Annotated in this window: 15 protein-coding genes; 4 read left to right on the top strand and 11 right to left on the bottom strand. The window is 73.1% G+C overall.

What is annotated here, in order from left to right; genetic code table 11:
- Positions 1-86: 86 nt before the first annotated feature.
- The 5 genes from IF651_RS02650 to IF651_RS02630 all read right to left on the bottom strand — a co-directional run bounded on the left by IF651_RS02650 (position 87) and on the right by IF651_RS02630 (position 6,722).
- Entirely contained in the window at positions 87-2,240 is a 2,154-nt protein-coding gene (locus IF651_RS02650; protein ID WP_191827605.1) for a 3-hydroxyacyl-CoA dehydrogenase NAD-binding domain-containing protein, read from the bottom strand.
- A gap of 35 nt (positions 2,241-2,275) precedes the next feature.
- Positions 2,276-3,604, bottom strand: a complete 1,329-nt coding sequence (locus tag IF651_RS02645; protein ID WP_191827486.1) for a thiolase family protein — start codon at positions 3,602-3,604, stop codon at positions 2,276-2,278.
- A gap of 184 nt (positions 3,605-3,788) precedes the next feature.
- Positions 3,789-4,835 carry a lipid II:glycine glycyltransferase FemX gene (locus IF651_RS02640; protein ID WP_338403718.1) on the bottom strand — a complete coding sequence of 349 codons (1,047 nt, stop codon included), beginning with the start codon at positions 4,833-4,835 and terminating at the stop codon, positions 3,789-3,791.
- Between the two features lie 10 nt (positions 4,836-4,845).
- The gene (locus IF651_RS02635) at positions 4,846-6,132 is read right to left on the bottom strand and encodes an HRDC domain-containing protein (protein ID WP_191827485.1); all 1,287 of its coding nucleotides are present in this window, start codon (positions 6,130-6,132) and stop codon (positions 4,846-4,848) included.
- Positions 6,129-6,722, bottom strand: a complete 594-nt coding sequence (locus IF651_RS02630) for a DUF3000 family protein (RefSeq protein ID WP_191827484.1) — start codon at positions 6,720-6,722, stop codon at positions 6,129-6,131. The genes IF651_RS02635 and IF651_RS02630 overlap by 4 nt, the downstream gene beginning before the upstream one ends.
- A gap of 164 nt (positions 6,723-6,886) precedes the next feature.
- Here IF651_RS02630 and gndA point away from each other — a divergent pair, with 164 nt between their 5' ends.
- Genes gndA through cuyB form a run of 3 tightly spaced genes read left to right on the top strand, consistent with a single transcriptional unit; the run spans position 6,887 to position 10,345 of the window.
- Entirely contained in the window at positions 6,887-8,332 is a 1,446-nt protein-coding gene (gndA, locus tag IF651_RS02625) for an NADP-dependent phosphogluconate dehydrogenase (protein WP_191827483.1), read from the top strand.
- The gene (locus IF651_RS02620) at positions 8,329-9,615 is read left to right on the top strand and encodes a carboxylate--amine ligase (protein WP_191827482.1); all 1,287 of its coding nucleotides are present in this window, start codon (positions 8,329-8,331) and stop codon (positions 9,613-9,615) included. The genes gndA and IF651_RS02620 overlap by 4 nt, the downstream gene beginning before the upstream one ends.
- 37 nt (positions 9,616-9,652) lie before the next feature.
- The gene (gene cuyB, locus IF651_RS02615; protein ID WP_338403717.1) at positions 9,653-10,345 is read left to right on the top strand and encodes a cysteate racemase; all 693 of its coding nucleotides are present in this window, start codon (positions 9,653-9,655) and stop codon (positions 10,343-10,345) included.
- A gap of 2 nt (positions 10,346-10,347) precedes the next feature.
- Here cuyB and IF651_RS02610 read toward each other — a convergent pair whose 3' ends face one another.
- Together IF651_RS02610 and IF651_RS02605 are read right to left on the bottom strand one after the other, a co-directional pair.
- Positions 10,348-10,833, bottom strand: coding sequence for a hypothetical protein (locus IF651_RS02610; RefSeq protein WP_191827480.1), 486 nt, complete (start codon positions 10,831-10,833; stop codon positions 10,348-10,350).
- Positions 10,834-10,838: 5 nt separating this feature from the next.
- Positions 10,839-11,702 carry a dihydrofolate reductase family protein gene (locus tag IF651_RS02605; RefSeq protein ID WP_338403716.1) on the bottom strand — a complete coding sequence of 288 codons (864 nt, stop codon included), beginning with the start codon at positions 11,700-11,702 and terminating at the stop codon, positions 10,839-10,841.
- Between the two features lie 37 nt (positions 11,703-11,739).
- Here IF651_RS02605 and zapE point away from each other — a divergent pair, with 37 nt between their 5' ends.
- Positions 11,740-12,765, top strand: a complete 1,026-nt coding sequence (gene zapE, locus IF651_RS02600) for a cell division protein ZapE (RefSeq protein WP_191827479.1) — start codon at positions 11,740-11,742, stop codon at positions 12,763-12,765.
- A gap of 10 nt (positions 12,766-12,775) precedes the next feature.
- Here the strand turns inward: zapE and IF651_RS02595 are convergent, their stop codons facing one another.
- From IF651_RS02595 to glgX, 4 genes are read right to left on the bottom strand one after another with little or no spacing between them, the layout of a single operon-like run.
- Complete coding sequence (locus IF651_RS02595; RefSeq protein ID WP_191827478.1) at positions 12,776-13,693, bottom strand: PPK2 family polyphosphate kinase; 918 nt, start codon at positions 13,691-13,693, stop codon at positions 12,776-12,778.
- 14 nt (positions 13,694-13,707) lie between these two features.
- Positions 13,708-15,576, bottom strand: coding sequence for a malto-oligosyltrehalose trehalohydrolase (treZ, locus tag IF651_RS02590; protein ID WP_191827477.1), 1,869 nt, complete (start codon positions 15,574-15,576; stop codon positions 13,708-13,710).
- A complete protein-coding gene (treY, locus tag IF651_RS02585) occupies positions 15,573-18,188 on the bottom strand; it encodes a malto-oligosyltrehalose synthase (RefSeq protein WP_191827476.1) in 2,616 nt (871 codons plus the stop codon). The genes treZ and treY overlap by 4 nt, the downstream gene beginning before the upstream one ends.
- Positions 18,185-20,473, bottom strand: coding sequence for a glycogen debranching protein GlgX (glgX, locus tag IF651_RS02580; RefSeq protein WP_191827475.1), 2,289 nt, complete (start codon positions 20,471-20,473; stop codon positions 18,185-18,187). The genes treY and glgX overlap by 4 nt, the downstream gene beginning before the upstream one ends.
- Between the last annotated feature and the right edge of the window lie 35 nt (positions 20,474-20,508).

Raw genomic sequence — 20,508 nt, 5'->3', positions numbered from 1 at the left:
GGGGGGGGCCCGGGGCCCCCCCTGGGGGGGGGCCCCCGGCGGGCGCCCCGCCCCCCCCACGACCGCATGCTCGGCGGGGGCCGGTGTCAGGCTGCTGGGACGTTTGCCACGCCGTCCGGGAGGAGGCGGCGGCCCAGGATCTTGTTCGAGTAGCCCGTGCGGTCCAGGTACGGGGTGATGCCGCCCAGGTGGAAGCCCCAGCCGGAGCCGAGGATCATGCACAGGTCGATCTGCGACGGGCCCGCGACCACGCCCTCGTCGAGCATGAGCCCGATCTCGTGGGTGAGCGCCGTGAGCACCGCGTCGAGGACGCCGGCCTCGTCCAGGGCCCCCTCGCCGCCGGCGGTCCCGTCGCCGAAGACGGCCTGGACCGCCGGGTCGACGGGCCTGGGCATGCCCTTGGGCGCGTCGAGCACGACGGGGACCTGCTCGTCGACGATGCGCTGCAGCCCGCCGGAGACCGGGAACCGGTCGCCGAGATCCTCGCGCAGCGACGTGAGCACGTGCAGGCCGACGGCCGGGCCGACGAGGTCGAGCAGCGCGAAGGGCGGCATGGGCAGCCCGAGCGGCGCGACGGCGCGGTCCGCGAACTCGACCGGCGTGCCGTTCTCGACCGCCTCCATGATCGTGCCCATGAGCAGGATGAGCAGCCGGTTGACGACGAACCCGGGGCGGTCGGCCGCGAGCACCGCGGTCTTGCGCAGCTTCTTCGTCATGGCGAACGCCGTGGCGAGCGCGGCGTCGTCCGTCTTCGTGGTCCGGATGATCTCGACCAGCGGCATCTGCGCGACCGGGTTGAAGAAGTGCATCCCGACGACGCGCTCGGGGTGCGCCAGGTCGGCCGCCATCTCGGTGACCGACAACGCGGAGGTGTTCGTGAGCAGCACTGCCTCGGGGGAGAGGATGCTCTCGAGCTCGGCGAACACCTTCTTCTTGAGGGGCAGGAGCTCGGTCACGGCCTCGATGACGACGTCGCACGCCGCGAGGTCCCCGATCTCGGTCGTGCCGTGCACCGACCCGACGATGCGCGCCGCGACGTCGCGCGACATGCGGCCGGTCCGTACGAGCTTCTCGACGGTCGAACGCACGTAGCCCAGGCCCTTGTCCACCCGCTCCGCGTCGAGGTCGCGCATGACGACCGGCACCTGGAGCCGCTGGGCGAACAGGAGGGCGATCTGCGCGGCCATGAGGCCGGCGCCGACGATCCCGACGCGGGTCACCGGACGCGCGAGCTTCGCGTCCGGGGCGCCCTGGGGACGCTTGCCCTTCGACACGAGCTGGAACGCGTACACGCTCGCGCGCATCTCGTCGCTCATGATGAGGTCCGCGAGAGCGTCGTCCTCGGCGACGAACGCGTCGGCCTTCGATGCCGTGCGTGCGGCGGCGATCAGGTCGAGCGCGCGGTACGGGGCCGGTCGCGATCCCGCGACGACCGCGTCGAGGCGTTCGCGCGTCGCCGCCACGACCGCGTCCCAGACCGGCTGCGGGTCGAGCTCGCGGCGCTCCACCACGACCTCGCCGCGCAGGACCGACTCCGCCCAGCGGATCGAGGACTCGAGGTAGTCGGGAGCGTCGAACAGGGCGTCGACGAGGCCGATCTCGTAGGCCTCCTTGGCTGTGAACGGCTTGTTCGCCGCCGGACGGGTGAGGATCACGTCCATGGCCTTCTCGACCCCGATCAGTCGCGGCACGAGGTACGCGCCGCCCCACCCGGGGACGAGACCGAGGCCGGTCTCGGGCAGGGCGAGCGCGCCGGCGTCGGACGCCACGGTGCGGTAGTCGCAGCTGAGCGCGATCTCGAGGCCGCCACCGAGCGCGAGGCCGTTGACGAACGCGAACGTCGGGACGCCGGTCTTCTCGCGCAGGTCGCCGAGGATCGTGTACGCGGCGTGCCCGGCTCGGCCGAGACCGAGCGCGTCGTCGCGCGTCGCGACCGCCGCGGCCTGGGTCAGGTCGGCACCGGCCGCGAGGAAGTACGGCTTGCCGGTGACCGCGACCGCGACGATCTCGCCGTCCGCCGCGCGGCGCTCGACGCCCTCCAGCGCGGTGCGCAGCTCGGCCAGTCCCCGCGGACCGAGCGTCGTCGGCTTGGTGTGGTCCAGGCCGTTGTCGAGCGTGATCAGCGCGAGCGTGCCCGTCCCGCCGGGCAGCACGACGTCGCGCACGAGGGAGTGCGTGACGCGCTCGCCGTGCGCCGGGGCGGAGTCGCCGCCGTCCGACGACGTGGTGACGGGTGCGATGGTCTGGTCGGTCTTCGTGGTGTTCTCGCTCACGATCAGTTCTCCCCGTCGGTCGCGGTGGACGTGTCGGCGCTGGTGTGGCCGGAGTAGTCGGCGTGGTGCGGGTTCTCCCAGACGACCGTGCCGCCCATGCCGAGACCCACGCACATCGTCGTCAGGCCGTAGCGGACCTCCGGGTGCTGGGCGAACTGGCGTGCGAGCTGGGTCATGAGGCGCACGCCCGACGACGCGAGGGGGTGGCCCATGGCGATCGCCCCGCCGTACTGGTTGATCCGTTCGTCGTCGTCGGCGAGGCCGAAGTGGTCGCAGAACGCGAGCACCTGGACGGCGAACGCCTCGTTGATCTCGAACAGGCCGATGTCGTCGATCGTCAGTCCGGCGGACTCGAGCGCGCGCTCGGTCGCCGGCACCGGGCCGAATCCCATGATCTCGGGGTCCACGCCCGCGTACGAGAACGCCACGAGGCGCATCCGCACGGGCAGGCCGAGCTCGTCCGCCACGTCGCCCGCCGCGAGGAGGCACGCGGTCGCGCCGTCGGTCAACGGGGAGGCGTTGCCCGCCGTGACCCTCCCGCCCGGACGGAACGGGGTCTTGAGGTCGCGGATCGCGTCGAGGGTGGTGCCGGGGCGCGGCAGCTCGTCGGCGGTGGCCAGGCCCCAGCCGAGCTCGGTCGACCGGGTCGCGATCGGTACGAGGTCGGGGGAGACGTCGCCGTTCGCCAGGGCCTTGGCGTACTTGGCCTGGCTCGCGACACCGTACGCGTCCGCCCGCTCCTTGGTCAGGTGCGGGTACCGGTCGTGCAGGTTCTCGGCGGTCGCGCCCATGACGAGCGCGGAGGAGTCGACGAGCTTCTCCGCGACGAACCGCGGGTTGGGATCCGCTCCCTCGCCCATGGGGTGGTGCCCCATGTGCTCGACGCCACCCGCGACGACCACGTCCTGCGCGCCGACGGCGACGTTCGCGGCGGTCGTGGTCACGGCGGTCATCGCACCCGCGCACATCCGGTCGATCGCGAACCCGGGGACCGACTTCGGCAGTCCCGCGAGCACCGCGACGCTGCGGCCGAGCGTGAGGCCCTGGTCCCCCGTCTGGGTGGTCGCGGCGAGAGCCAGCTCGTCGATGCGCTCGACGGGCAGCTCGGGCCGACGGCGCAGGAGCTCGCGGATCGTCTTGACCGCGAGGTCGTCGGCGCGGGTCTGTGCGTAGATCCCGTCCGGGCGTGCCTTGCCGAACGGGCTGCGGACCCCTTCGACGAAGACGACGTCGCGGACCGGTCGGTGGCGCGAGGCCTGGGTGCGAGGTGCGGGGGTCGTCGGTGCGGGCGCGCCGGCGGCGGCACGCGTGACGGGGTCGGCCACGGTCATGGCATCTCCATCCGTTCGGGGGCCCGGCCCGGTGGCCGGGTGCAGATGGTCGGGACGGCGGCGTCCGGAGCGGTGCCGCTCAGGGGATACACGCTACCGCGGGTACCAGGAACATGCTACGACACGAAGAGACCCGGTATCGCCGCGTGGCGATACCGGGTCTCAGGTGGAGGGTGAGGACGACTCAGCGACCGCCACGCAGTCGGCGCACGACCTTCTTCGCGGTGGGCAGGCCCTTGTTCCAGGCCGAGTACCACACCGAGAACGGCACGTCGATGCTGCCGACGAGCTCGTCCTCGTGGCTCGCGAAGCCGCGCTTGAACGTCGAGATCCCGTCGTTGAGGAGCCCGTTCACGTCGTAGCGCACCACACCGCGGTCACGCATCGACCGCATGGCGTGCCACTTGAGACCGTAGTTGGCCCGCAGCCGCTGCCCGTCGTCGTCCATCCCGCCGTACAGCTCGAACGAGGTGCGCGCCGACGCGGCGAACCACACGAAGGCCACGGGCCGGTCGTGCGGGCCGTCCTCGACCGTGCGGGCGAACGCGGCGAAGACGGGGGAGTGCTCCCCGAGCTCCGAGGCGACCAGGCGGTAGTAGTCGTCCCCGTGCAGCCCGAACCCGGCGCGCTCGGCCGTCGCGCGGTAGATCGCCAGGCACGCGTCGAGCTCGTCCGCCGTCGTCACCGGGCGGAACTCGAGGTCCTCGCGCTGGGACTTGCGCACGTACTGGCGGGTCTTCTTCGCCATGTCCGCCATGAGCGCGTCGTCGTCCTTGCGCAGGTCGAGGATGAGCGTCGTCGGGTACAGGACCGGGTTGACGGCCGGGCGCGAGTCGGGGACGTGCAGGGCCGTGCCCGCGTCCCAGTCCGGCTCGAGCGTGACGCCGACGCCGCCGACGTTCTCGCGGCACCACGTCACGACCGCGTTCGTCACGGCCGAGCGCACCGCGTCGTCGGTCGTCCCGTCCGCGTCACCGCGGACGACGGGTCCCCGGGGCACGTAGCTCAGCGCCTTGAACTGCGCCGGTAGGGGCCGGGCGAGGACCTGGGCGAGGCCCACGAGAGCGCCGTCCGCCGCGACGACACGTAGCCGGTGCGGTCGCCACGAGCCGGCGCCCTTGACCTCTCCCCAGCCCCAGAGCTGCAGCGGGTGGCCGCCGAGGTCGAGCACGTCCGCGTCCCAGGCCTCGCGGTCGGTGACGGTCCGGATCGTCAGGTTCGTCTGGTGCACGGCGACGACCCTACCGGTCGACGGCGGCCGCGAACGCTGCTGCGAGACGGTCGGCCAGCAGGTCCACCTGCCACGGCCGGGCGCCGCGACCACGCAGGAAGCTGCCGATGCCCGCGGCGTCGGCAGGCACGGGCGGGGACCAGCACAGGCGCCGCAGCGCGTCCGGCTGGAGGAGGTTCTCCACGGGAGTGCCGACCTCCTGGGACAGCTCCTGCACGACGGCGCGGGCGCCCTCGAGCCGCGCGGCGGCGGCCGGGTCGCGGTCGGGCCAGGCGCGCGGGGGCGGGGGCGCGTCGGTGCGCGGTCCGCGCAGCGTCGGCACGGATCCGGCAGGCAGTGCCAGCGCCTCGTCGATCGCGCGCTGCCAGTACGCGGCGCGGCGACGGGTGCCCTTGCCAGCGAAGGCGGGGACGAGGAGGAGCTGTCCGACGGTGCGAGGGAGGGCGTCGGCCGCGGCGACGATCGCACGGTCCGGGAGCACGCGCCCGGGTGCGATGTCCCGGGCTCGGGCGTTCGCGTCACGCGCTTCCCACAGGCTGCGCACCACGGCGAGCTTGCGCTGGTCGCGCAGCGCGTGCGCCCCGGACGTGCGCCGCCAGGGCTCGACCCGAGGCGCGGGGGGCGGCGCCGTCCGCACGGCCTCGAACTCCTGGGCGGCCCACTCCGCCTTTCCTGCCTCCTCGAGGCGCCGGGCGAGGATCTCGCGGAGCGGGATCAGCACCTCCACGTCCAGGGCGGCGTAGCGCAGCCAGGCAGCGGGCAGCGGTCGCGTCGACCAGTCGACGGCCGAGTGCTCCTTCGCGAGTCCCAGCCCCAGCAGCTCGGCGACCACGGCTGCCAGGCCCACGCGCTCCAGCCCGAGGAGCCGGGCCGCGAGCTCCGTGTCGAAGACGCTCGCGGGCACGATGCCCTGCTCGGCCAGCCCGGGCAGGTCCTGCGACGCCGCGTGCAGCACCCACACCGCGTCGCCGACCGCACGTCGCAGCGGGGACAGGTCCGGCACGCCCACGGGATCGATCAGCGCGGTCCCGGCACCCTCGCGCCGGACCTGGACGAGGTACGTGCGCTGGCCGTACCGGTAGCCCGACGCGCGCTCCGCGTCCGCGGCGACGGGGCCACGGCCCGCGGCGAAGGCGTCCACGACGCGCGCGAAGGCGGCATCGGTGTCCACGACGGGCCCGACGCCGTCGGAGGGCTCGGTGAGCGGGACGACGTCCTCGCGCTCCGAGGTCGTCGGGGTCTCGTCGAGAGGAGCCTTGTCCGCGGGGGACGGTGCGGGAGCTGCGGCCGGACTCATGAGCCCACGGTAGGGCGTCGGGCGGGCAGCGCGGTGACCCCGTCCGGGAGCGGGGGGAGACCCGCGGCCGTGCACAGCAGGACGGACCACGCCGCCAGGTGCGCACCGAGGTCGGTGGAGTCCGCGGTCCACGACGCCCGGATCTCGAGCTCGACGTCGTCACGTCGTCCTGCGAGGGCGCCGAAGCTCTGCGAGACGGTCCGGGTCACTGTGCCGCCCTCGGCGTGGGTCGACGCGCCCGCGTCGTGGACGGCCTCGTCGAGCCAGCTCCACGCCACGCGGGCGAGCATCTCCTCGTCGGCCATCTCCGGCTCGAGGGTCGCACGGACCAGCGTGACCACGCGGAAGCGGCCCTGCCAGGCCTCTTGGCCGCCCTGGTCGTACAGGAGGACGAACCGGCCCGACGCGAGCTCCGGGTCGCCGTCGCCCTGCCCGCCGACCTCGCCCGTGAGCGCGGCCGAGAACGGCGCCACGCGACGCGGTGCCGGGACCTCCTGCAGGCGCACCTCGGGCCGGACGCGCTGCGCCCCGATCGAGTCGAGCGCCGCGCGGAACTCGGCCGGGACGTCCGTCGTGCGCGCGCTGGTCACCCGACCACCGTACGAGCGTCGGCAGCGGCAACCGCGCAAGCGGGGTCGGGCGCGTCGAGCCGTCACCGAATCGTGACCGCATGGTGGCCACGTCGGGGGTCCGCCGGGGCGCACGACTAGGCTGTGCGTGTACCCGTACCGATCCTCGAGGAGCAGGCAGACAGATGGCAGCACGCGCACAGATCGGCGTCACCGGACTCGCGGTCATGGGCCGCAACCTCGCACGAAACTTCGCTCGGCACGGCTACACCGTCGCGGTGCACAACCGCACGTACGCGAAGACGGAGTCGCTGATCGCCGAGGCCGGTCACGAGGGCGACTTCGTCCCCTCGGAGTCGACCGCAGACTTCGTCGCCTCGCTCGAGCGCCCGCGCAAGGTGGTCGTCATGGTCAAGGCCGGCGCCGCGACCGACGCGGTCATCGACGAGCTCGTGCCGCTGCTGGAGGAGGGCGACATCGTCGTCGACGCCGGCAACGCGCACTTCCCGGACACGATCCGGCGCGAGCGTGCGCTGCGCGAGCACGGACTGCACTTCGTCGGCTCGGGCGTCTCCGGCGGCGAGGAGGGCGCCCTCAACGGCCCGTCGATCATGCCCGGTGGCACGCGCGAGTCGTACGCGAGCCTCGGCCCGATCCTCGAGGACATCTCGGCGAAGGTCGACGGCACGCCCTGCTGCACGTACATCGGGCCGGACGGCGCGGGCCACTTCGTCAAGATGGTCCACAACGGCATCGAGTACGCCGACATGCAGCTCATCGCCGAGGCGTACGACCTGCTCAAGCAGGGGCTGGGTGCCTCCGCCGCGGAGATCGGGAAGATCTTCGAGGAGTGGAACACGGGCGACCTCGAGTCGTTCCTCATCGAGATCACGGCCGACGTGCTGCAGCACGTCGACGCCGAGACCGGTCAGGCGTTCGTCGACGTCGTGCTCGACCAGGCGGAGCAGAAGGGCACCGGCCGCTGGACGGTGCAGAACGGGCTCGACCTGGGGGTGCCGATCACCGGCATCGCCGAGGCCACCTTCGCCCGCGCGTTGTCCGGGTCCGTGCCGCAGCGCGAGGCCGGGCGCGCGGCGCTCCCCGCCGAGACCCAGGGCTGGGACGTCAAGGACCGGGCCGCGTTCGTCGAGGACGTGCGGCTCGCGCTCTACGCCTCGAAGGTCGTCGCGTACTCGCAGGGCTTCGACCAGATCGCCGCGGCGTCGGCCGAGTTCGGGTGGGACATCGACCGCGGCGCGATGGCGCGCATCTGGCGGGGCGGCTGCATCATCCGTGCCCGGTTCCTCAACCGCATCACCGAGGCGTACGAACGCGACGCGCAGCTCCCGCTGCTGCTCGCCGACGAGTACTTCACCGGTGCGGTCGGCAACGGGCTCGCCGCGTGGCGCCGCGTCGTCGCCGGCGCGGCGCAGAACGGAGTCCCGACGCCCGCGTTCTCGTCCTCGCTCGCCTACTACGACGGTGTGCGCGCCGAGCGGCTTCCCGCGGCGCTCGTCCAGGCGCAGCGCGACTTCTTCGGTGCCCACACCTACCGTCGGGTCGACAAGCCCGGCGTGTTCCACACCGAGTGGTCGGCCGACCGGAGCGAGACGCGCGAAGGCGACGCGTGAGCCGACGCGTCCTGCGCCCGGCCGTCGTCCACCCGATCATCCTGGGTGGCGACGCCGGCGCGTACAGCCTCGCGCGTGCGTTCCACGAGGCGTACGGGGTGCGCTCGACGGTCGTCTCGATCGTCTCGACCCGCAACATGCGGTACTCGACGATCCTGACGAACGTCGTCGAGCCCGCGCTCGACGACCCCGACGTGATGGTCCGCACGATCCGGGAGGCCGCGGCACGGAGCAAGGCTCCCGCGATGGTCGTCACGTGCACCGACTGGTACGTCCGTGCGCTCGCCCAGCACCGGGACCGGATCGAGGACGTGGCGGTCGTGCCGTACACGGACGTCGAGCTGCTCGACCGCGTGATGGACAAGGAGCGGTTCTCCCGGCTGTGCGTCGAGCTCGGTGTGCCGCACCCCCGCACGGTGGTGCGGCACGGCGGCGACGAGGTGGGGGAGCTCGACCTCCGGTTCCCGATCATCGCCAAGCCGGGGGACAACGTCGCGTGGCACCACACGCAGTTCGCGGGCAAGCGCAAGGTCCACGAGCTCGCGGACCGCGACCAGCTCGCCCGGCTGCTGCGGACGGCCGGCGAGGCGGGCTACCGGGGCGCGTTCGTCGTCCAGGAGTTCGTGCCCGGCAACGACTCCCAGATGCGCATCATGACGACCTTCTGCGACCAGGAAGGTCAGGTCCGGATGGCGCACGGCGGGCACGTGCTGATCGAGGAGCACACACCCGGGACCCTGGGGAACCCCGCCGCGATCCTCACCGGACCGCTGCCCCAGATCGAGGCGGACGCACGTCGGCTCGTGGAGCACCTCGGCTGGACGGGGTTCGCGAACTTCGACATCAAGGTCGACCCCCGCGACGGCACGGGTCACTTCTTCGAGCTCAACCCGCGCACGGGCCGCTCGAACCAGTACCTGACCGCGAGCGGGATCAACCCGGCCATGTACTGGGTGGGCGAGCACCTGCAGGGCGGGCGTGTGCCGGATCCCCGCCGGGTGTCGGTGCTCTACCGGATCGTGCCCGGGTTCCTGCTCCGACGCTACCTGCGTGCGGCCACGGACCCGGCCCTCGCTCGGCGGGTGCGCAAGGTCCGGCGCGTGACGCACCCGCTCAAGTACAGCGCGGACCGCTCGGTGCGCAGGGACCTGTGGGTCCGGCTCTCGGAGCTCAAGCAGGTGCGCAAGTTCTCCCGCTACTACCCGGTCTCGGCCGCGCGGCGCGCCGCTCACGCGCAGACCGCGGCCGCCACCACCGCAGCCGGCGCGAGCGACCGTGGTTGACGACCGGTCGGACCGTCGCGAGCGACCGCCGGTCGGGGTGATCGGAGGAGTCGGTCCGCTCGCGACCGCCTACTTCCTGCAGCTGGTCGTCGGGCTCACCGAGGCCGAGCGGGACCAGGACCACCTCGACATGGTCGTCCTCAACCACGCGACGATCCCGGACCGGACGGAGTTCGTCCTCGGCCGGTCCGACGAGGATCCCGGACCCGTGCTCGCGCGGGACGCACGGCGCCTCGAGGCGTTCGGCGTCTCGTTCCTCGTCATGCCGTGCAACACGGCGCACTACTTCACGCAGCAGGTGCTCGATGCCGTCGACGTGCCGTTCCTGTCGATCATCGACACGACCGTGGCGGCCGCGCGCCGACGCGTCCCGGGCCTCGCGGCGGTGGGTCTGCTCGCGACCGCGGGGACGGCGGCGTCCGGCGTCTACCAGGACGCGTTCGCCGCGCACGACGTCACGACGCTCGTGCCGGACGAGGACGACCAGGCGCTCGTGACCCGGATCATCTACGAGCAGGTCAAGGCCGGCCGGCCCGTCGACCTCGAGACGTTCCGTGCCGTCGCGGGGCGTCTCGTCCAGCGGGGAGCGGGGGTCGTCGTGCTGGGGTGCACCGAGCTCTCCGTGGTCGCGGTCGACCACGGGCTCCTCGCGGAACCGGTCTACCTGGACTCGATGGACCAGCTCGCGCGCGCGACCATCCGCCGCGCGGGCCACCGCGTGCGCGGCTGACGTCAGCCGAGCTCGCTGGTGCCCGAGTAGAGGTGCAGCACGGGAACGTGCAGCTCGTCGCGGGCACGCGACGCCCAGTCGGTGTGGAACGTGTCCTCGACCGCGTGCGGGTAGGTCACCACGACGACCTCGCGCGCGGAGTCCGTCGCGACCGCGGCGCGCAGCGCGGGCAGCGGGTCGTCCTGCGTCACCACGCCGTCCGCCTCGCGGCCCGCGTCGCGCAGCTCGCGGACGCTGTGCTCGAGCTGCTCCGCAGCCGTGTCGTGCGCCTGCTTCGGGTTCGGCTCGCGCCGCAGTACCTCGTCCCACGCGTCCTTGAGCTCACCCACGCTGAGGTGGTCGATGATGCTCGTCAGCACGTTCTGCTCGGTGTCCGCGGGAACCAGCACGCGGTAGGCGAGCGTCTCGCCCTCGTGCAGCGCCAGGATGTGCTGGATGTCGGCGGGGTTGAGCGTGTCTTCGGTCAGGACGAGGATCGTGTCGGTCACGCAGGTCAGCCTAGCGGCACGAGCCAGCGCGCGAGGGTCGTCCCGGCGGGAGAGCCCGGGCGGTCCTGCGGGCCGTGCAGCAGGTGCGCCAGACGCGCACCGTGCGGGTGCGCCGGCCCGGGCCGCCCTGCCCGACCGCCCGGTCGGTCGGGGTCGGATCCCGCGACGATGCGTCCTGGACCCCTCCCGACGACGGTCGGGCTCGTCGTCACGCAGAGCTCGTCGACGAGGTCATCGCGCAGCAGGGCACCCAGGAGCGTCGGTCCGCCCTCGGCGAGCACGCGCGTGAGCCCGCGGCGCGCCAGCGCGGCGAGCGCCCCGGCGAGGTCGACGGCACCGTCGTCGTCGGCGACCAGGACGCGGTCCGCGGGCAGGACGGCACGTGCGGCGTCGGCACCCGCCCTGCCGGTCAGCAGGAACGGCGGCCGGTCCGCGGCCACCAGGGCGGCGGGCACGCTGCCCGTCCGGGACACGAGGGCGAGCTCGAGCGGTGCGTCGCGCAGGTGGTCGAGGCCGCGCGGTCGGTCCAGCGCCGTGTAGCCCTCGGCCCGCGCCGTGCCGGCACCGACGACGACGACGTCGGCGAGAGCGCGCAGCACCCGGAAGACGCGCCAGTCCGCGTCGTCGTTGATCGAACCCGAGCGGTGGTCCGCTCCCCACGCGGCGCCGTCGACGCTCGCGACCATGTTGGCCCGGACCATCACCGGGCCGCGGCCCGACGCGGGGTAGGCGTACAGCGCAGCGAGAGCCTCCTCGCGTCGATCCGGGTCGATCCGGCGCGGGGCGGGGAGCAGGACGTCGAGCGGTGGCAGGTCGTCCCGCCCTGCCGGGGACGCCGGTCCGGCGGGAGGTTGCGTGGCAGAGGTCACAGCCGCCACCGTAACGGCAGGCGTAGGCTGGCTCCTCGTGACATCCGCGCCCGCAGCCGTCGGTTCCCTCGCGGCCGCCGTGCCCCACGTGCCGCCCGCACGCCTGCTCGCCGACCTCCTGCCGCCACGGCACTTCGCCGACGCCCGCTTCTCGACCTACCGCGCGAGCCCGCAGCACCCGAGCCAGGCCGCGACCGTCGCCCGGCTCGAGGAGGTCGCGGCAGTGATCGCGAAGCCGGTGCGCAAGGGGTTGTTCGCGCGCCGGACGTCAGCGCCGGCGGTCTACATGGACGGTGGGTTCGGAGTCGGCAAGACCCACCTGCTGACGTCCCTCGCCCACGCCGTCGGGCTGGACGTGAGCGCCTACGGGACCTTCGTGGAGTACACGAACCTGGTGGGCGCGCTCGGATTCCGGGCCACGGTCGACGCGCTCGCGTCGAAGAAGCTCGTGTGCATCGACGAGTTCGAGCTCGACGACCCGGGCGACACCGTGCTCATGTCGCGTCTCCTGCGTGAGCTCGCGGACCACGGCGTGGCGCTCGCCGCGACGTCGAACACCCTGCCCGACGCGCTCGGCGAGGGGCGGTTCGCGGCCGAGGACTTCCTGCGCGAGATCCAGGCCCTCGCGGACCGCTTCGAGGTCCTGCGCGTCGACGGAGAGGACTACCGGCACCGGGCGGTCGTCACCGACTCCGCGCCCCTGCCCGGGTCCGCGATCCGTGCGGCCGCGGGCTCCGTACCGGGAGCGACGCTCGACGCGTTCGACGACGTGCTCACCCACCTCGCTCGCGTGCACCCGAGCCGCTACGGCGCGATGCTCGACGGCGTCGAGCTCGTCGCGCTCACGGGGGTGCACCCGGTCGCCGAGCAGGCCACCGCGCTGCGCCTCGTCGTCCTGGTCGATCGTCTCTACGACCGTGACGTGCCCGTCCTGCTCGCCGGCGGGGGTGAGCACGGTCTCTTCACGGACGAGATGCTGGCCGGCGGATACCGGAAGAAGTACTACCGGGCGCTGTCCCGCCTCGGTGCGCTCGCCGAGGACGGTCGCGCACTCGTCGGCTGAGCGTGCGGGCTCAGGTGGCCGCGAGCCTCCGCTTCTCGACCTCGACGTCGAACGTCGCCGGAGGCCAGCCCAGGTCGAGCCGTCGCAACGCGTCGAGCAGCAGCTCGCTGACGGCGAGACGAGCGAACCACTTGCGGTCCGCCGGCACGACGTGCCAGGGCGCGACCTCGGTGTTCGTCCGGTCCAGCATCGCCTGGTACGCGTCCTGGTAGTGCGGCCACAGCGAGCGCGCGTCGACGTCGTTCGGGTCGTACTTCCAGAACTTGTCCGGGCGATCCAGCCGTTCTGCCAGGCGCTCGCGCTGCTCCTCGTAGGAGACCATGAGCGCCACCTTCACGATCGGCGTGCCGGACGCGACGATCTTCTCCTCGAACCGGTTGATCTCGTCGTACCGCTTCTCCCACGTCTCGGGCGGTACGAGGTTCTCGACGCGGGCGACGAGCACGTCCTCGTAGTGCGAACGGTCGAACACACCGATGTAGCCCGGCCGGGGCAGGGAACGGCGCACGCGCCACAGGAAGTGGTGGCGGCGCTCCTCGGCGGTCGGCGCCGCGAACGAGCGGTGCGCGACCCCCTGCGGGTCGACGAGGCCCACGACGTGGCGCACGATCCCGCCCTTGCCGGCGGTGTCCATGCCCTGCAGCACGAGCAGCACCGAGCGCGAGCCGCCGCAGCGGCCCTCGGCGAAGAGCCGCTCCTGCAGCTCCGACAGCTCCGCGCCGTGCGCGGCGACCGCGGCCCTGCCCGACGACTTGTCCCCGGTGAAGCCGGGCGTCGACCGGCGGTCGAACGACGCGACGTCGAACCCGTCCGGGACGCGGAGTACCTGCGCAGCAGGCGACGCCCATCCGGGCGAGCCGGCGCCCCCCGCACTCGTCGCCTTCTTCGCCGGCCTGCTCTTCCTCTTCTTCGCGCTGTGGGAGGCCATGGGCGTGAGCCTAGTCAGCGCCAGGCGAGGACCGCGACAGAACGCGCCGGGAGCTCGACCGACCGACCGTGCACGGTCGTGCGCTCGTCCCACGCCGCGACCAGCCGCGGCGTACCGCCCAGGTCGAGCCGGACGGTGCGGTCGACCGCGCCCAGGTTCACGGCCACCGCGACCGTGCGCCGGTCGACGACGAACGCCGGTCCGTCGCCGGGGCCGTCGACGCGATGCTCCTCCGCGGCGGCGTCGTCGCCGGGCCCGCCCGGACCGTGCACGCGCACGAGGGACAGGTCCCCGGACCGTACGTCCGGGCGCGACCGCAGCGCGATCAGCGTGCGGTACCACTCCAGCAGCCGTGCGTGCTCGCCGACGTGACGCTGCGACCGGTCGAGGACGCTCGCGTCCCGCGTGGCGCGGTCCTGCGGGTCCGGGACGGCGTCGCCCCCGTCCCACCCGTGCCCCCCGAACTCGGCGGCCCTCCCCTCGCGGATCGCCTGGGCGAGGTCCGGGTCGTCGTGGTCCGTGAAGTACTGCCACGGCGTGGAGGTGCCCCACTCCTCGCCCATGAAGAGCATGGGCGTGAACGGAGAGGCGAGCACCAGCGCGGCCGCGATCGCGAGACCTCCGGCGTCGAGCGTGGCCGACGGCCGGTCGCCCCGGGCGCGGTTGCCGACCTGGTCGTGGTTCTGCGTGCACACGACGAACGCGTGGCCGTCGGTCCCGGGCGGCACCGGTCGGCCCCAGTCCCGGGCGCGGAACGTCGACCAGGTGCCGTCGTGGACGAACGCTCCCGTCAGCGCCTTGCGCAGGACCGCGACCGAGCCGAAGTCCACGTAGTACGCGTGGCGCTCGCCGGTGAGCAGCGCGTGCACGGCGTGGTGGACGTCGTCCGCCCACTGGGCGTGCATGCCACGGCCGCCGACCTCGGCGTCCGTGATCGTCGTGGGGTCGTTCTCGTCGGACTCCGCCACGAGCGTCAACGGGCGCGCCAGCTCCTCCTCGAGCCGGGCGACCGCACGCGACAGCTCGACGAGCAGGTGCGTGGGCGAGTCGTCGACGAGCGCGTGGACGGCGTCGAGGCGCAGCGCGTCGACGTGGAAGTCGGTGAACCAGCGCAGCGCGTTGCACAGGATCCACTCGCGGACCTCGCGGTTGCCCGAGCGGTCGAGGTTGACCGCCGACCCCCACGGCGTGGAGTGGGCGTCGGTGAAGTACGGGCCGAACTCCGGCAGGTAGTTCCCGGAGGGGCCGAGGTGGTTGTGGACGACGTCGAGCACCACGGCCAGACCGCGAGCGTGCGCGGCGTCGACGAACCGCTGCAGGGCGCGTGGCCCCCCGTAGGGCTCGTGCACCGCGTACAGGTGGACCCCGTCGTAGCCCCAGCCCCACGTCCCGCCGAACGCGGCCACCGGCATGAGCTCGACCGCGCCCACACCGAGATCGGCGAGCTCGTCGAGGCGCTCGATCGCGGCGTCCAGCGTGCCCTGGTCGGTGAAGGTCCCCACGTGCAGCTCGTAGAGGACCTCGCCGCGCACGTCCCGTCCTGCCCACGCGGCGTCGGACCACGCGAAGGCCGGGTCGAACGTGCGGCTCGGCCCGTGCACGCCGTAGGGCTGGCGCGGGCTGCGCGGGTCGGGCCGTCCGGGTCCGCCGTCGATCGAGTAGCCGTAGTCCGTCCCGGGCTCGAGCTCGTGGTCGTACCCCCACCAGCCCGGCACGTGCGCGCCGACGAGCCGCAGCCCTTCGCGCCGGGAGCCGTCGAACGTCGCGGACCCCTGCTCGGGCAGCAGGAGGTCCACCGTGCGGGCGGCCGGCGCCCACACGACGGGGCGCGGGCCGGGCACGGGGATCTCGGGTGTGCCCTGGGGCTCGGGTGCCTGCGTCATGCGACGGTTCCTTCGGCTGTGGACGGTCCGGTCGTGGCGGATGTCGTGGACGTCGCGGCGGCGGGGCCGGGGACGAGCAGCGCGACGGGCAGGTCGGCGAGCAGGTCGGCGAGAGCGACGGTGCCCGCCGGGTGGTCGCGTCCGGTGAGGAGGTCGTGCCAGCCGACGGACGGGCCGGGGGAGGGGAGCGCGACGACGTGGTCGCGCCAGCCGCCGAGACGGCGCACGGTGCCGTGCAGGCGCGTCGCGATCGTCACGACGCGCGGGACCCCCGCGGCCGTGCGCGTGAAGGCCAGCGCGCACGGGGAGGAGACGGCGACGGGGACGTACCCCGCGTCCGGTCCGACGAAGGCCTCGGGCGCGCTGCGCCGCAGCCGCAGCGCGCTCGTGGTGACGAGCAGCTTCTCGTCCGCGAGCGTGCGCGCACCGGCTCCCTCGTCGAGGCGCTGGAGCCGGTCGCCGAGGACGTCCACGGCGACCGGGCGGCGGTTGTCCGGGTCGACGAGGGTGGGGCAGTAGGTCTCGCTGCCCTGGTAGACGTCGGCGACGCCCGGCGCCGTGAGCTGGGCGAGCTTGATGCCCAGGCTCGCGGCCCGCAGCTCCTCGGCATGGTCGCGCGACCAGGCGTCGAACGCCGCGAGGACCGAGGGGTCCGCGAGAGCGCGGCGTGCGAGCTCGGACACCGCCTGCTCGTAGGCGTCGTCCGGGGCGGTCCACGACGTCGCCACCTTCGCCTCCCGCAGCGCCTTGCGCAGGTAGTCGACGAGCCGTTCCGGGTCGACGGCGCGCTGGCCCGGCCCCGGTGCGCCCGTCTCTCCGCCGCTGCCCGTACCACCGGCAGGGTGCGGCAACCACGTGCCCGCCACCGTCTGCCAGAGCAGGTTCTCGGCCAGGCCGTCGACGAGAGCGCTGCGATAGGACGCGCTCGCGGCACGGACCTCGCCCACGAGCGCCGCCCACCCCGTCGCGTCCTCCGAGAGCACACCGAGGGCCGCGCGGGTGTCCTCGCCGCGCTTCGTGTCGTGCGTGGACCCCGCGGTGAGCGCGAGCGGGCTCAGCCGGGAGCAGCGCTGGGCGAACGCGTGCCAGTCGTGCAGGCCGAGGCTGAAGTGGTCGGGCTCGCCACCGACCTCGCACAGGCTCGAGAGCTCCGTCCAGCGGTAGAACGCCGTGTCCTCCACGCCCTTCGCGGTCACGGCGCCGCACACCTGCTGGAACCGTACGACGAGCTCGTCGCGGCGTGGTTCGCGCCGTCGCCCGGCGCTGCCGACCTCGCGGCCCAGCACCAGGTCGACGACGACGTCCAACGTCTCGCCGCGCTGTGCGTCGAGCCGGGCGCGGGCGCGGTCGGCGGCGTCGTGCACGGCCCGGACGGCCTCGTGGCGCGGTGCGACGCCCGGCTCGACGTACGCGCGGTACCGGTCGAACGCGACGAGCAGCTCCCGCAGGCACTGGTGCAGTCCCCGCCACGTGTGGTCGCGCAGGCGCGGGTCGTCGTGGCAGACGGCGGCCGCGAGGTCCGTCAGCCGGTGCACCTCCGCGTAGAGCGGCCCCTCGACGACCTCGCGCTTCGCGTCCTCCACGACCCCCGCGAGCCCGTCCACCGACGGGCCGACGAGGCGCGTCATGACACCGTCGAGCCCTGCTCGCCCGCCCGCGTCGACGAAGAGCTGCTGGAGGCGCCACGCGACGTCGTACCCGGTCGTGCCCACCGTGGCCCAGTCGGACGGCAGCTGCTCGTCGCCGGCGAGGATCTTCTCGACCACGACCCACGCGTGGTCCGTGCGGTCCGCGAGCCGCTCCAGGTACTGCGCCGGGTCGGCGAGACCGTCCGGGTGGTCGATCCGCAGCCCGTCCACGATCCCGGTGCGGACGAGGTCGAGCACGAGGGCGTGCGTCGCCTCGAACACGGCCTCGTCCTCCACGCGGAGCGCGACGAGGGTCCCGACGTCGAAGAAGCGCCGGTAGTTCAGCTCTTCGTCGCCGACCCGCCAGTACGCGAGGCGGTAGTGCTGCCGTTCGACGAGCTCGGCGAGCGGCAGGTCCTGCGTGCCCTCGCGCACCGGGAAGACGTGGTCGTAGTACCGCAGGACGGCCGTCGTGGCACCCGGTCCCCGCTCGTCCCCGGGCACCTCGATCTCGTCGAGGACGAGCTCGCCCGCGGCGAGCGCGTCACCGAGCCGCATCCCGAGCACCGGCATGAGGACCGCGCCCTCGCCCGCGGTCCAGTCGACGTCGAACCACGACGCGTAGGGCGAGGAGGCGCCCTGCGCGAGCACCGACCAGAGCGCGCGGTTGTGCCACGCCGGGGTCGGTACCGCCATGTGGTTCGGCACCACGTCGAGGACGATCCCCAGCCCCGCCTCGTGCGCGCGCCCGGCGAGGGCCTCGAGGCCCGCCCTGCCCCCGAGCTCGGCGCTGACCCGTGCGTGGTCGACCACGTCGTACCCGTGCGTCGAGCCCGGGGCCGCCTGCAGCACGGGGGAGAGGTAGAGGTGCGTCGCACCGAGCGCGGCGAGGTAGTCGACCTGACGTGCGGCGTCGTCGAACGTCAGGTCGGGCCCGAGCTGGAGGCGGTAGGTGGAGACCGGTGTCTCGCGCGTCCGGGTCATCGCAGCGGCGGGCGAGTCAGGACGATCACGCTGCGGCCGGTCACCGTGATGGTGTCGCCCGGCAGGAGCGAGTCGCCGAGGTTCGTCGTGCTGTCGGTGTCGAGCACCACGGACCACTCCCTGCCGTAGCCGGCGGGAGGGATCGTGAAGTCGAGCACGTCGTGGTGCGCGTTGAGCATGAGGAGGAACGAGTCGTCGACGATCGGCTCGCCACGCCGGTCGGGCTCCGGGATCGCGTCACCGTTGAGGAAGACCATGACCGATCGGGCGTAGGAGTGGTCCCAGTCCTCGGCGTCCATCCGCGAGCCCGTGATGTCGAGCCACTCGATGTCCGGCAGGTGCTCGGGGTCGGACGCGGTGTCGCTGTCTCCGCGGCCCGCGAAGAAGCGCCTGCGGTGCAGGACCGGGTGGTCCCGGCGCAACCAGACGACGCGGCGGGCGAAGTCGAGCAGCGCACGGCGTTCCGCCGCGCTCGGGTCGAGGGTCGTGTCGTCGTCGTCGTCGTCATCGGACGCGGCGTCGTCCGGCTCCGTGGGCGCGGGGTCGTCGTCCAGCACGCCGCGCCAGTCCATCCACGTGATCTCGTCGTCCTGGCAGTAGCCGTTGTTGTTGCCGCGCTGGGTGCGCGCGATCTCGTCCCCGTGCGCCAGCATGGGCACACCCTGCGAGAGCAGGAGCGTCGTGAGGAGGTTGCGGCGCTGGCGGGCGCGCAGGGCGAGGACCTCGGGGTCGTCCGTCGGGCCCTCGACGCCCGAGTTCCACGAGCGGTTGTGGTTCTCGCCGTCGTTGTTGTCCTCGCCGTTCGCCTCGTTGTGCTTGTCGTTGTACGAGACGAGGTCGTTGAGCGTGAACCCGTCGTGGGCGGTGACGAAGTTGATGGAGGCGATGGGCTTGCGGCCCGAGTGCTCGTAGAGGTCCGACGAGCCGGTGAGCCGGCTCGCGAACTCGGGCAGGGTCGAGGGCTCGCCGCGCCAGAAGTCGCGCACGGTGTCGCGGTAGGCGCCGTTCCACTCGGTCCACAGCGGGGGGAAGCCGCCCACCTGGTACCCGCCCGAGCCGAGGTCCCACGGCTCGGCGATGAGCTTGACCTGGGAGATGACCGGGTCCTGCTGGACGATGTCGAAGAACGCCGAGAGGCGGTCCACCTCGTGGAACTGGCGTGCGAGGGTCGCCGCGAGGTCGAAGCGGAACCCGTCGACGTGCATCTCCGTCACCCAGTACCGCAGCGAGTCCATGATGAGCTGGAGCACGTGCGGCGAACGCATGAGGAGCGAGTTGCCGGTCCCCGTGGTGTCGAAGTAGTGCGCCTCGTCCCCGTCGACCAGCCGGTAGTAGGCCTTGTTGTCGATGCCGCGGAAGCTCAGCGTGGGGCCCAGGTGGTTGCCCTCGGCCGTGTGGTTGTACACGACGTCGAGGATCACCTCGATGCCTGCCTCGTGCAGCGCCTTGACCAGTGACTTGAACTCCATGACCTGCTGCCCGCGCGTGCCGTAGGCGGCGTAGCCGTTGTGCGGGGCGAAGAACCCGATGGTGTTGTAGCCCCAGTAGTTCGACAGCCCCTTGGCGACGAGGGTCGGGTCGTTCACGAACTGGTGCACCGGCATGAGCTCGACGGCCGTGACGCCCAAGGTGACGAGGTGCTCGATCACCGACGGGTGGGCCATGCCGGCGTACGTGCCGCGCAGCTCGGCGGGTACGTCGGGGTGACGCATGGTCATGCCCTTGACGTGCGCCTCGTAGATCACGCTGTCGTGGTAGTCGCGGTTCGGCGGGCGGTCGTGGCCCCAGTCGAAGAAGGGGTTGACCACCACGGAGACCATCGTGTGGTCCGCGGAGTCGTCGTCGTTGAGCGAGGCGGTGGACGGGTCGTCCGTCGTGGACGCTGCCCCGTCGCCGTCCTCGTGCGCGTCGCCCTCGGAGCGGTCCGCGTCCTCCGGGTGGTCGAACCGGTACGAGAAGAGGGCCTCGTCGCCGTCGATCTGCCCCTCGATCGCCTTGGCGTACGGGTCGAGGAGGAGCTTCGCCGGGTTGCACCGGTGGCCGTTCGCCGGGTCGTAGGGGCCGTGCACGCGGTAGCCGTACCGGGTGCCGGGGCCCTTGCCGGGGACGTAGACGTGCCAGACGTGCGCGTCGACCTCCTCGACCTCGATCCGCCGCTCCGTGCCGTCGTCGCGCAGGAGGCACAGCTCGACGCGGTCGGCGACCTCCGAGAAGAGGGCGAAGTTGGTACCGGTGCCGTCGTACGTCGCGCCGAGCGGATAGGAATGGCCGGGCCAGGTCTGCATGTGACTGAGGATTTCATGGTCCGCGGGCCGCTGTC

It is taken from the genome of Cellulosimicrobium arenosum, from assembly GCF_014837295.1.
Taxonomy (GTDB): Bacteria; Actinomycetota; Actinomycetes; order Actinomycetales; family Cellulomonadaceae; genus Cellulosimicrobium; species Cellulosimicrobium arenosum.
Note: the sequence above shows the minus strand (reverse complement) of the source record. Positions and strands in the feature narration are given on the sequence as shown.

Coding starts and splice junctions, on each gene's coding strand:
- IF651_RS02645 (WP_191827486.1), bottom strand. CDS start 3,604: ATGACCGTGGCCGACCCCGTCACGCGTGCCGCCGCCGGCGCGCCCGCA.
- glgX (WP_191827475.1), bottom strand. CDS start 20,473: ATGCAGACCTGGCCCGGCCATTCCTATCCGCTCGGCGCGACGTACGAC.
- gndA (WP_191827483.1), top strand. CDS start 6,887: ATGGCAGCACGCGCACAGATCGGCGTCACCGGACTCGCGGTCATGGGC.
- IF651_RS02635 (WP_191827485.1), bottom strand. CDS start 6,132: ATGAGTCCGGCCGCAGCTCCCGCACCGTCCCCCGCGGACAAGGCTCCT.
- IF651_RS02595 (WP_191827478.1), bottom strand. CDS start 13,693: ATGGCCTCCCACAGCGCGAAGAAGAGGAAGAGCAGGCCGGCGAAGAAG.
- treY (WP_191827476.1), bottom strand. CDS start 18,188: ATGACCCGGACGCGCGAGACACCGGTCTCCACCTACCGCCTCCAGCTC.
- treZ (WP_191827477.1), bottom strand. CDS start 15,576: ATGACGCAGGCACCCGAGCCCCAGGGCACACCCGAGATCCCCGTGCCC.